This is a genomic window from Syntrophales bacterium, assembly GCA_035363115.1.
Classification (GTDB): domain Bacteria; phylum Desulfobacterota; class Syntrophia; order Syntrophales; family PHBD01; genus PHBD01.
The window spans coordinates 764,207-776,807 of the sequence record DAOSEM010000001.1; the positions used below are offsets into that span (position 1 = coordinate 764,207).

General features: G+C 62.0%; 7 protein-coding genes. 4 read left to right on the forward strand and 3 right to left on the reverse strand.

Annotated elements, in window-relative coordinates:
• The first annotated feature begins 11 nt into the window (after nt 1–11).
• Together PLO63_03405 and PLO63_03410 are read left to right on the forward strand one after the other, a co-directional pair.
• Nucleotides 12–2,318: a PAS domain S-box protein gene (locus tag PLO63_03405; protein HOI73174.1), complete on the forward strand. Its 2,307-nt coding sequence runs from the start codon at nt 12–14 to the stop codon at nt 2,316–2,318.
• Nucleotides 2,319–2,502: 184 nt separating this feature from the next.
• Complete coding sequence (locus tag PLO63_03410; GenBank protein HOI73175.1) at nt 2,503–4,212, forward strand: glutamine--tRNA ligase/YqeY domain fusion protein; 1,710 nt, start codon at nt 2,503–2,505, stop codon at nt 4,210–4,212.
• A gap of 704 nt (nt 4,213–4,916) precedes the next feature.
• On the opposite strand, the gene PLO63_03415 is transcribed toward PLO63_03410, so the two are convergent.
• Both PLO63_03415 and PLO63_03420 read right to left on the reverse strand, forming a co-directional pair.
• The gene (locus PLO63_03415; GenBank protein ID HOI73176.1) at nt 4,917–5,777 is read right to left on the reverse strand and encodes an alpha/beta hydrolase; all 861 of its coding nucleotides are present in this window, start codon (nt 5,775–5,777) and stop codon (nt 4,917–4,919) included.
• A gap of 32 nt (nt 5,778–5,809) precedes the next feature.
• The gene (locus PLO63_03420; protein ID HOI73177.1) at nt 5,810–6,745 is read right to left on the reverse strand and encodes a DMT family transporter; all 936 of its coding nucleotides are present in this window, start codon (nt 6,743–6,745) and stop codon (nt 5,810–5,812) included.
• A 191-nt stretch (nt 6,746–6,936) separates the two neighbouring features.
• Between PLO63_03420 and PLO63_03425 the strand changes: the two genes are divergently transcribed.
• Nucleotides 6,937–7,476 (forward strand): DUF2284 domain-containing protein, encoded by a 540-nt coding sequence (locus PLO63_03425; GenBank protein ID HOI73178.1) that lies wholly within the window; start codon nt 6,937–6,939, stop codon nt 7,474–7,476.
• Nucleotides 7,477–7,638: 162 nt separating this feature from the next.
• Here PLO63_03425 and PLO63_03430 read toward each other — a convergent pair whose 3' ends face one another.
• Nucleotides 7,639–9,258: an NAD(P)-binding protein gene (locus PLO63_03430; protein HOI73179.1), complete on the reverse strand. Its 1,620-nt coding sequence runs from the start codon at nt 9,256–9,258 to the stop codon at nt 7,639–7,641.
• Nucleotides 9,259–9,931: 673 nt separating this feature from the next.
• Between PLO63_03430 and PLO63_03435 the strand changes: the two genes are divergently transcribed.
• Complete coding sequence (locus PLO63_03435; protein ID HOI73180.1) at nt 9,932–12,571, forward strand: CHAT domain-containing protein; 2,640 nt, start codon at nt 9,932–9,934, stop codon at nt 12,569–12,571.
• The last annotated feature ends 30 nt before the right edge of the window (nt 12,572–12,601 follow it).

The window sequence follows — 12,601 nt, forward strand, 5'->3', positions numbered from 1 at the left end:
GGGCGGATGCGATGCTCGAAAGATGGAAACGGTTCCTGCTGAACCTGGTAACCAGCGGCAGGCACGGAACGCATGAAGTCGAAGCCGCCCGGAAAACGACGCTCCTGTTCACAGGAACGACAGTCGGGATCGTTTTCCTCCTGGTCCAGGGAACCATCTCATATTTCAATTCCATCATCTCCCTCTGTCTCATCGATTACACCCTGGCCTTCCTTCTGCTGCTGATCCTGATTTATGTCCACCGGTCCCGGAACTATTCATTCGGTCTTCATGCAACGATCGGTTTCTACACCATCCTGTGCTGGTACCTGCTGTTCTACGGGGGCGCTTATGAAACGGGGTATGTCTGGTATTATACGTATCCCCTGATCGCCTGTTTCGGGCTGGGAGCCAGGAACGGGGCGATTGCCACGGCGGTTCTAACGCTTCCTGCCCTCATCTTCTTTTCCCTGGATGATCCCCCGGGCATCATCGGCGGCTATACCCTGAATTTCAAGATCCGGTTCCTGAGCTCTTTTCTTCTGGTATCGGCACTGGCTTATTTCGCAGAGAACGTGAGGGAGAAGACCCAGTTCCGCCTGGAGGACATGAACGACGAGCTTAAGCAGGTGGTCTCCGACCTGAAAGCGGCCAAGGAAAAGCTGCGGCAGGCCGGGGAGAATCTCGAAAGACGCGTCGAGGAGAGGACATGGCAGTTGTCCGATGCCAACCAAAAACTGATGCAGGAAATGCAGGAGCGAGCCGAGGTCGAGGAGGCGCTCCGGGTAAGCGAGGAGAAGTACCGTGTCATCGCTGAGAACACGGCGGACATTATATCGTTCCACGACATGAATCTACGCTATACCTACATCAGCCCCTCCGTCCTTCGGCTCCGCGGGTACACCCCCGAGGAGGCCCTGGAGCAGACCCTGGATCGGGTCATGACCCCCGAATCCTTCCGGGTCTGCATGGACGTCTTCGAAGAGGAGGTGGCCCGGGAAGCGGACCGGACTTCCGATCCGGGCAGAATCCGCATCCTGGAGCTCGAGCAGTACCGGAAGGACGGCTCGACGGTCTGGTTCGAGGTGAGTCTCTGCTTCGTTCGGGACGGGCATGGCCGGCCGGTCGGAGTTCTCGCGGTGACACGGGACATCAGCGAGCGAAGGCGGGCGGAATCCGAGAGGAGCCGCCTGGAAGAGCAGTTGCGGCAGGCCCAGAGGCTGGAGTCCATCGGGACATTGGCAGGTGGGATCGCCCATGAATTCAACAACCTGCTGATGGGCATCCAGGGGCAGGCATCGCTGATGCTGTTGGGCATGGAAGATGTTCATCCCCATCACCGGCGGCTGAAGAAGATCGAACAGCAGGTCGCCAGCGGTGCCGACTTGACGAAACAGCTTCTGGGTTTCGCCCGGGAGGGACGATACGAGGTCAAGCCCACCGACCTGAACGAAATCATCGAACAGGCATCCTCCATGTTCGGCCGGACAAGAAGGGACATCACCATTCTGAAAAGGCTCGAAAAGAGGCTATGGACGGTGCATGTGGACCGGGGTCAGATGGACCATATGCTGATGAATCTTTTCGTGAATGCCGGCCAGGCGATGAGCGGGGGAGGAACGCTCACCCTGGAGACGGAGAATCTGTATGCCGGCGGCGGCCATACCGCGCCCGTGGTGGCCGATGCCGGGAGATATGTGAAGATATCGATCGGCGACACGGGGACGGGGATGGATGAAAAGACGCGCAAGCGGGTCTTCGAGCCGTTCTTTACGACGAAAACCATGGGGCGGGGGGCCGGCCTGGGGCTGGCGATGGTTTATGGAATCGTCCGGGGGCACAAGGGGATGATCGATGTGAGCAGTGCACCCGCACAGGGAACGACCTTCGATATCTATCTGCCGGTCATGGAAACGGACGCTGTCGACGTGCGAACCGCCGCGTCAGGAAAGCGGGAGGCGAAAGGGAGAATTCTCCTGGTCGATGACGAGCCGACGGTCCTGGAGGTCAATCGCCGGCAGATTGAGGCGCTGGGATACGAGGTTTATACGGCGGTGGACGGCCGGCAAGCCCTGGACGTTTATGCGAAGAGACAGCAAGAGATCGCCCTGGTGATCCTGGACATGGTCATGCCGGGCCTGTCGGGCGGCGAGACCTTCGACCTGCTCCGGGAGATCAATCCGGAGGTCCGCGTCCTTCTCTCCAGTGGGTACGGCATCGAGGGGCAGGCGCAGCAGATCCTGAACCGCGGCTGCGATGGTTTTCTCCAGAAACCCATTGATTTCGAATGCCTGTCGAGAGAGATGGAGAGAATGCTCGGACGCCGGGAGAAGCATTGAGCACGCTGTTCCCGCGGGGCAGGGCGTTTTCTTCCTCGATGCATACCTCCGTTTTCTTCCCTCCCCGACGACGGATGCCCGCCCGCTCATTCTCTTGACGCAGGAGATCAAATTCCCTATAGTTCATCGGCCTTTCCGGAAGTCCGCGACGTCTCCCCGGGCGTCCGGCCAACCCGGAAGGGGAATGGAACATTCCGAAGGAGCCTTCACCATGAACGAGACAAGCACCCCTCCGCCCACCGACTTCATCCGCGACATCATCGACGAGGACAACCGGACCGATAAGCACGACGGCCGCGTCGCCACGAGATTTCCCCCGGAGCCGAACGGCTACATCCACATCGGCCATGCCAAGAGCGTGTGCCTCAACTTCGGCATTGCCGCCCAGTACGGCGGCACCTGCAACCTGCGGATGGACGACACGGACCCGGAGGGGGAGTCCCTCGAGTTCGTCGAGTCGATCAAGGACGACATCCGGTGGCTTGGGTTCGACTGGGAGGATCGCCTCTTCTTCGCTTCCGACTACTTCGAGGCCCTCTACGACTTCGCCTGGCGGCTGATCGAGGACGGCAAGGCCTATGTGTGCGACCTGACGCCGGATGAGATGCGGGAATACCGGGGCTCCTTCACCGAGCCCGGGCGCGAGAGCCCGGGCAGGAACCGCTCCGTCGAGGAAAACCTGGACCTGTTCTCGAGAATGCGGGCCGGCGAGTTCCCCGACGGGGCCTACACGCTCCGGGCGAAAATCGACATGGCCTCGCCGAACATCGTCATGCGGGACCCCATCATGTACCGGATCAAGCGGGCGCCCCACTACCGGACAGGGGACGAATGGGTGATCTATCCCATGTACGATTTCGCCCACGGCCTATCCGACGCCCTCGAGGGGATCACCCACTCCATCTGCACGCTGGAGTTCGAGAACAACCGTCCCCTTTACGACTGGTTCGTGGAGCAACTCATTCCCGGCGACCGGCCGCGGCAGATCGAGTTCGCCCGCCTGAACGTAAGCTATACCGTCTTGTCCAAGCGCCGCCTCATCGAGCTGGTCACACGGGGTTTCGTGAACGGTTGGGACGACCCCCGCATGCCCACCGTGGCGGGAATGCGGAGGAGGGGCTATACGCCGGCGGCGATCCGGAACTTCGCCGCCGCCATCGGTGTGGCCAAGAACGACAACCTCGTCGACATCGGGCTCCTGGAATCCTGTGTCCGCGACGACCTGAACGAGACGGCTCCCCGGGCAATGGCCGTTCTCCGGCCCCTGAAGGTCGTTCTCGACAACTACCCGGAGGGGGAGACGGAAGAGTTTGACTGTGCCAATCACCCCCAGAAGCCCGAGATGGGCTCCCGGAAAATCCCTTTCACCAGGGTCCTTTACATCGAGCGGGAGGACTTCGAGGAAATCCCCCCGAAGAAGTACAAGCGCCTGGCGCCCGGGAAGGAGGTTCGCCTCCGGAACGCCTACGTGATCCGCTTCGAGAGCATGGTGAAGGACGAGAAGACCGGCGAGATCCTGGAGCTTCACTGCACGTACGACCCGGATACCCGGAGCGGCCCGCCCGCCGACGGCCGCAAGATCGACGGCGTCATCCACTGGGTGTCGGCGGAGCACGCCGTGCCCGCGGAGGTGAGGCTGTACGACCGTCTGTTCACGATTGCCGATCCGGCGGGGGAGGATTACCTGGACCACCTCAATCCGGAGTCCCTCCAGGTCCTGACGGGTTGTTTCGTGGAGCGGTCCCTCGAGGAGGCGCCGGCGGGCGGCAGCCAGCAGTTCGAGCGGATCGGCTACTTCTGTGCGGACATGAAGGATTCCCGCCCCGGGAAACCCGTCTTCAACCGGATCGTGTCCCTCCGCGACACCTGGAGCAAGATCGCCGCCCGGAAATAGGAAGCGGCAAACAGATGGGAGACGGGCGGAAGCCCGGCCCCCGGCCTCTACAGAGGAGCGGATTTCAAATCCGCTCCTCCTACCTTTATTTTTCCCTTTTTACATATCATCAGGCGCGTATGGGAGGCCGGCATGTGGGAGGGGGGGCTTCCCTCGCGCTCAGAAGCGTTTTTTCGACTCTGCATCGTCTCGCTCCGCTGCAAAGTCATAACACGCGCCCAGGGGCGCTCAGACAGATGACTTTGCGGGCGCTTCGTTGCGACGGCAGGGTACCCCGAAAAAGCCGCTATTCGCCTTCCGGGAAGCCCCCCTCACGACCGACGTTCGCGGGGGCGCCACTAGGGTTTCCAGAAGAGCAATCTGAGTAATATCCCATTCTTTTTCTTCCTTGAAAGAGATGGTGTTCTTCGATGGAAGGCCGGCCCAGAGGAGAGAGGCATCCCTCGCCTTCCGGGAAGCCCCCCTCCCCGACCGACGTTCGCGGGGGCGCGACCGGGGGTTTCCAGAGGAGCGATCAGGACATTTTTCCCATCTCTCTTGCCTGACGGACCGTCGACGACGGATCGCGGGAAAAATGGCCGCGACAGCGGAAGCCCCCGTGGCAGCCCCCGCGCCCCGATGCTTGAAAGAGAAGAAATAGCGATCCGGCTTGGAGAGGGAGTGAAGAAAAAGGAAGAGGAACGGATTTGAAATCCGTCCCTCCTTTATCTGGCGCCTGACACGAATCGCTCGAAATCTCCCGCCAGGGCGGCGGAGTGCATGTACAGGTTCGATTCGCAGGGGATGATCGTCGCCTTTGGAAGCGCGGAGGTCAGGCGCCGGATCTTCTCTTCGGCGTGCAGCTTGTCCGTCGATGCCAGGGTGATCGCCACGGGGATGGCGACCGTTTCCAGGTCCTGCCAGATCGTGTAGCCGATGGCGGACTGGGCGGTCCGCTTCAGGCGGTGGGGATCGGCGGTCAGCAGGGTGTCACGGTAGCGCTGGAGCTGCTCCGGCTCCCGTGCCGCGTCGATCCGGAAGTTCTTCAGGTACCAGAGCACGACATGCTTGACGAGGTGGTAGGTACCGGCGGGAAGGAGCAGGAGCGCCTTGATGAGAAGGGGGGCCTTGAAGTCCGCGTTGGGGCCGATCATGAAGCCGGCCTTCGCCCGGAGCCGTCCTTGCTTGAGGGCCTCGATCAGGGCGGTCGCCCCGAGGGAGCTGCCGGCGACGATCTTCCCCGGGCCGTCGAGTCCGAGCCCCCTGCAGGCCTCCACAAGGTCCATCGCCATCCGCTCGACGCGGAAGTCCGCGGGAGAAAGGCTTTTCCGGCCGATCCGCGCCGACGTCTTTTCCCGCGACTCGATGTAGTACACCGGCCGGAGCGGGACCATCTCCCGGAGGAAGTCGATCCAGCCGTAGATCGCCGAGGCGAACCCCGGCACGAAAACCAACGGGTCCGCGGTGCGGTCACCCAGCGGCCGGAACTGCAGCACCCGCAGCGAAACGTCCGTTTCCACGGAAACCATCCGGACGGAGAACTCCGCCCCGGGGTGGCGGATCGGGTCGGTCATATCAGCGCTCATCGTCGACTCCTGCAAGACCGTCACGGTCATCGTCATTCCGGGACAACGGCGATTGGAAGCCGCCGGCTGTCCCTTCCCTTCATCCAGGTCAGGATGGAAAGGGCGGCCAGGATCAGGAAGATCCCCGCCGTTTCGCTGGTGTCCATGCGCTCCCCGATCTCCAGAATCGACGCGGTCATGCCGATCACCGGGACGGACATCGTTCCCATTCCCGCCACGCCGGCGGGGAGCTTGTTCATGATGTACGTCCAGAGCAGAAAAGCCAGAGCGCAGACAAGGACTGCATTGTAGGCGATTGCCATAACGAGATAGGGTGTCCATTTCACGGGCGGGGAGGGGACGACGACGGCGGCGATTACCAGGGGAACCGAGCCGTAGAGGAACTGCCAGGCCGTGGCGGAAACGAGATCGAAGTCCGGCATCCGCTGCATCCACTTGATGGTGATGGCGCCCAGCGCCCAGAAGATGCCCGCCAGGACGGCCAGAATCTCGCTCTCGAACGTGGCCTTCAGGGACCAGGGCTCCAGGAGCAGAACCAACCCGGCGAAGGCCAGCATGACGGGAATCCAGTCGCGGCCGCGGATCGTTTCGCCCAGGATCGGCCGGGCGAAGAGAAGGATCCAGAAGGGCATGGTGTAGACCAGGATGGACGTCTTTCCCGCCCCGCCGCTGGTAAGCGCCCAGATGATCAGTCCCGTTCCGGCGGCTGTCTGGAGCAGCCCCAGCAGGATCGTGAGGGGAATCTGTTTCGGCCGGAGGGACATGCCCCTGCCGGCCATGAGGGCGAGGAGTATCAGCCCACCCAGGAGCATCCGGATGGCGTTGAAGTCGAAGGGTCCCATGAACTGCAGGGACTTCTTCATGACGACCCAGTTGTAGCCCCAGATGAGCGCCAGCAGGACCAGCGCTGCAATGGAGCGCCCGTTGCCTGAAAGCCGGTTGATCACGATGCCGAAGGACCCTTCCACACGGTTTCGCTCCTGCCCCGTCCCGGTCCGTCCGGGACATGGGGAAATGCGCCGGGACAATATACGGAAGCGGGCCGGCTTTTCCCATTCATTTTTTGCCCCGGCGGGGTTTCCGGTGGTCGGTGAATTCCGTTGACAGCGGCGATTCGCCAACATTATGCTGCCTTCCATCATCCAGGGGAGGGAATGGAATGGACACATCCGATCTTCAGAAATACTGCGACAGGGCAATCCAGGCCGGCGGCACGCACGCTGTCGTCACGACGCCGCAGACGGTCGTGACGGCGCCATGGGTGCGGTTCAAGTGCCTGTACGGCTGCCCCTACCGGCACCGGTACAGCTGCCCGCCCCATACCCCCACGCCGGAGGAGACGCGGGCGGTCCTCGACTCGTACAGCCGGGTCATCCTGTTTCACCTCGATGCCCCATATGTGAAGGAGCGAGGGAGGAAAACCATGGCCTACTTCGACGAACTGGTGAAGCTGGAGGGGGAGCTGTTCAAGGACGGCTACTACAAGGCCTTCGTCATGCTGGCCGGTCCGTGTGTGCTGTGCAAGGAATGCGGCGAGCCGGAAGGGGTTCCGTGCCGCCTGCCCGCAAAGACCAGGCCTTCCATGGAGTCCTGCGGGATCGACGTCTTCCAGACCGCCCGCAACAACGGTTTCCCCATCACCACGCTGAAGGAAAAGTCGGAGACACAGAATCTCTACTGCCTGATGCTGGTGGATTGAAAAAAGGCTGGCCGGATCCGGTAACAAAAGGGGGACAGACGCGTGTCTGTCCCCCTTTTGTTGAAACTGCGGGCCGCCCGGTTCCTTCCGATCCTGTCGCAGGGAGTCGCCGGGAGAGGGCGGCCCGCATGCTGCTTCCGTCAAAGCCGCCCGGGAGGCCTCTTACCAGGTCTCTTTCGGGGCGGGTAAGGCCCGGTGGTAGAAGGGGAACACCTTCTCCTCGGTGTTGGAGTCCATCATCCGGTCGACGCACAGTGTCACGCTCAGCGCCGCCGCGTCGACGCCACAGCCCCACAGGCGCCTGCCGTACTGGTCGCCCGCGAAGAACAGGCCCTCGATCTCCGGGGACTTCACGTCGATCCGGTCCTGCCCGATGGGCTGGATCCAGGCGAAGGCGTGGTCGGTGCACATCCAGATCAGGTGGTCCATTTCTGACTCCCACTTGGCCCGGCCGAAGGTCTGTTTCCACCAGTTCTCGTTCCACTCGATCACCCGGGACACTTTCTTCGGTGTCCTCATCTCCTCGTGGGTCATTGCGGTGGAGAAGATCCACCCGTGCTTGCCCTCCGGCGCCGAGCCGGTTTCCTTGGTGAGCGAGGGGTTGGCGTTGCTTCCCTGGGCGCAGGAAGCCAGGTTCCAAAGGACCATGTCGATGCAGCCGCTGTATCCCTCTTCCGCGCCGATCACGTCGGGCATGTAGATGAAGCTTCGCTCTTCGATTCCGCGCTCCGCCCAGATGTCGGACTTCATGTTGCCGTACCCGGTGATCATGCCGGCACCCCAGTATTTCGTCTGGACCGTCTCTACGAGGTCCTGCGGGAAATACCGGGGGTGGATGACGTTCAGCATCTGCTTGGAGGGGACGGTGCAGATGACCCGGTCCGCCCAGGCCGTTTCGAAGCCGCCCGCGGTCTGGTAGGTGACGCCCTTCACGGCGCCCTTCTCGATGATGACCTCCGCAACGGGGGTGTTCCGGAGCACCTCTCCGCCGTTTTCCTTCAGGGCCTCTTCCATCAGGAGCGGGAAGGCCATGGTGCCGGGGTTGGCCACGGTCGCGCAGGAGCCGTCCACCAGGTTCATCCGGATGGGGCCGGCGGTGGCCATGTGGCCGAGGACGTCCGGCGCCGGCGTCAGGTTCAGGTCCGCCTGGCCCGTCTGGGAGGCCGCCAGGACCTTGATGTAGTCGTATGCCTCCTGGGGGACGTTCCGGGCGCGGATCCACTGCTCGAAGGACATGTGGGCCGTCTGGGCGATGTCGGCGAAGGTCATCATCGCCATGTCCCGGAGGGCGATCATGGTTGCCCGGAAGCCTTCCTTGCTCATCCACCCGTAGGGCTCGCCCTTCGCCACCTGGTAGGCCTTGTTGCCCTTCTTGTAGTCCACGAAGGCGAATCCGACGTTGCAGGGCATGTCAACGGGCTTTTGGATATAGTCCATGAGCATGCGGATCTTGCCCTTGTTTCCCCAGAACAGCCCGTGCCCGGTGTCGATGGTGTAGCCGTCGAACTTCTTTTCCCTGAAGCAGGTTTCCAGGTCCGGGGTGCACTTCGGGATCCAGCATCCGACCATGCCCAGGGCGCGCTTGAAGCCGTTGGCATCCAGTTCCATGCCGTCGATGTACACCTTGTCTCCCTTGCCGACGAAGGAAGCCACGCGGCCGCCGATGAAGGGATTCTTCTCCAGGACCAAGACCTTCTGCTTGAAATCCCGGGAAAGAATGGCCGCCGAACCCAGGCCGGCGATTCCGGCTCCGATTACGATGACATCATACTTTTTTGACATGCCGTATCCTCCTTGTTTGATTTTCAGAGTCGAGCTTCCTGCATTGCCGGGTACAACCGTCCGATTTCAGGGTATCAAAGCCTCGTTTTCTCGGGGCGGCGTCCCGTGGTGCTCTTTCCGCATCTTCCAAAAGACCGCCATGGGCGGACGGGCACTGGCCGCCGTTCGTGAAAAGAGACGCAAAGAAAGTGCCACCCCGTTTATTGAATAATGTGTCGTTAATACAATAAGTTGCCGGTGCCGCCCCCCTGGCGGGACCGAACAGGGGGCGGCATGTTGTTTCTGTGAGTCCATATGTTGTGCAGTTGGGAATCCCCGTCGGGGAATGAATTTGCCGGCCGTCGTTCCGTTTTCCCCTTCCCCGCGAGGCCCGGGACGGGAGCAGGCGACTTCGGGGTGGATGCCGCCGCTTACGAGCGCGCAAAGTATCCTTTGACAGGAATGCGCTTTCGGTTTTATACTCGAACCATCGGGAATAACAGCCGAAATCGGAAACCTGAAAACGGCGGGCGGATCCGCACCGGAACCCACAGGACGATTCCCATGAAGAAGCCTGACCCGTTCCTGTGCTTCTGGATCAATTCCGCCCGGACCGTGAAAGAGATCATCGGGCGCGATCAGGAGCCCGCCTTCTTACCACAAGACTCATGCATTTGCAGGGAGCCCTCAGGAAATGATCCGGATGATTTTCCTGTGCATGACCGTGCTGGTGTTAGGGGGGTGTGCGCTGCCCCTCCTTCCGATCCCCCTGGTCCCGTATGCACCGACTACCAAGGTCCTCCCCGAGCAGGAAGTACCATCCCTCGTACAGGCAACCATCTCATCCGGTACGCCCCGCAGCAGGCAAGTCCTTCTGGGAATGCGCAGCGGCAGCGCGAGAGGTCTTGCCCTGAGAAAAACCGAGGCGGAATTCCTCTCCAGTCTTCCTTCTGCAAAACTGAAGATGGAGCTTTCCAGCATGTACATCCCGCCATACAGGTATGCCCCCCCCAAGGCGGGTACGAGGCACTATTTCAACTTTATGGTAACCCCGGAGTTCGAGCAGGGACTGCTCGCGTTCCTTTCCGGAAAGGGAGAAGCGGCCCTGGGATCCCTGGACAAGGTCCTGGCCGATGAAAGGGGGGACCCCGCCCTTCTGTGGCAGGCGTCTTACCTTCGCGTCCTGACCCTTCTTATGACGGGACGCCCGGATCTGGCCGAGAAAGAGACGGCACGCACCCAGCACCATGAGATTGCGGCCATGGGAAAGAACCACGGGTCGCGTGCCCTGCGTGCCGAAGTGCGCTATTGGGCAGGCGATCTGGACGGGGCATCGGAAGATGCGGTGCAGGTCATCCGGGCGCTCGGCGATTGGCGCTTTCCTTCGACGTACGCGATCCCCCCGATCGACCAGGTGGAGCTGGCACGTGTCACGGCGGCGCAGGTGCGGTCCGATATTGTGCTCGGCCTCGCACTGATGGCCAAGGGTCGATACAGGGAGGCAATCCCCTGGCTGGAACTCGCCGACCAGACCATGAACAACGTGATGTTCGTCGGCCGGCATCCTTTATATGGGCTCTACTTCCAGCCCTGGGAGGAGGTGTTCTGGGCCCGCGGAATGAGCCTGGCCGCATTGGGCACGGCGTTGCTCGCAACCGACGTGACGTCTGAGCGGGCACAGACCATGTTTGCCCGGGCCGGGGAGTTCTTCGATGCCCTTGGTTCCCGCTCCGGCGGAGTTCTGATCGAAACATTCAAGACACATGCCTTGATTGCCGCCCGGAGACCCGACCTTGCGGAAACCCAGGCGGCCAAGGCCCTCCTGTTTGCAGAGAAAGGGGGGTTCTTGGACTATCAGTGGCGGCTGAGTGCGCTGCGGGGAGAGTCCCTTCTTGTCCTGGGCCGATGGGATGAAGCCGAGCAGGAGTTCCGGCGTTCACAGAATGTGATCGACCTTCTGGCCGGTACGCTGGTGTTTGACGGCGCCAAGGTCCAGTTCGGCGTCGGCAAGGAAGTGGTGACCACCGGCCTGGCGCGCATCAACCTGCGCAAGGGAGACATGCCCCGTCTGTTCGAAGACATGGAGCGCGGACGCGCCAGGGCGTTTGTCACATTGCTGGCGAGCCGAATGGTCGCTGCGGGCCGTCAGGAAGCGATCACCGGCAGCATTCGGGACCTCGACCGGGAAATTCTTGAGGAGCGAAGACGCAAGAACGCGATCTTTAGCCGCGATCCTGTCGATGCCCCGCGGGAGCGACGCCTGCTTGAAAAGCGTGCAGCCCTGGTTCTCGACCTTCGACGTCGCGACCCGGACCTGGCGGATGTCCTGTCCGTATCGGCGGTAAGTCTGGACTCGGCCCAATCGATGCTGCCGCCGGATACCGCTCTTGTGTATGCATTGCCCTGCCGGGGTGATGACCCGTTGAGGCTGCTTGTCGTCACCCGCAGAGGAGTCACGCTCAAAGAGCTGCCCGTGACGGCGGGGGAGCTCAAGAAACGGCTTGCGGGTTTCAACGCCGCCATCCCGGGCCGCAGCGCGGACGTGCAGCGGTCAAAGCTCAAGGATCTCTCGGATGCACTCGATCCGAACTCCTGGGGCTCCTTCCGCTCCGTCTACTTTGTGCCGAGCGGGGATTTCCATTTCATTCCCTGGGGAGCACTGGATCTTTCCTTTCCGGTGGCTGTGCTTCCCACCGGCGGATGGGTAGCCCGCGCATCGATCCCGCTGGCTGCGACACCCCGCGCCGTCGTGGTGGGAGATCCTGCTTTTGGCGGCATCCTGCCCCAGTTGCCGGGGGCGCGCGAAGAGGCGATCGAGGTGTCCCGCTGCTACGATGCCTCCCCACTGCTCGGCAGCGGGGCCACGGAGAAAGAGCTGCGCCACCGGGTCGGGAGGGGGGTGGACGTTCTGCACGTGGCATCCCATGCGCTCTACGACCCCTTTTATCCCCTTCAGTCCGCGCTTTTCCTCACCGACGGCAAGCGCGCTTCGCCGCTCACCGCCGAGAGATTGTTCGAACAGCCGCTGTCTGCCCGGATGGTGGTCCTTTCTGCCTGTGAGACCGGAATGGGGCAGGTCATCGAAGGAGACGAGATGCTGGGTCTGGCGCGCAGTTTCTATCTCGGTGGTGCATCCGCAATGCTGAGCACCCTCTGGCCCGTGGAAGACGAGGCCACCCGGAGTTTCATGGAGGTCTTCCACAGGAAGGCTCGAAGCGGAGACTTCGGTGCAGCGTGGATTGCCGCTCGCGACGCATTGAAGGCCAAGGGCTTCCCGCCATCGTCCTATGGTGCTTTCGTGCTTGCCGGCTCCCTCGGCAGCGGCAGCCCATGAATCCAACGCCGACCGCGAAAATCTGGATCA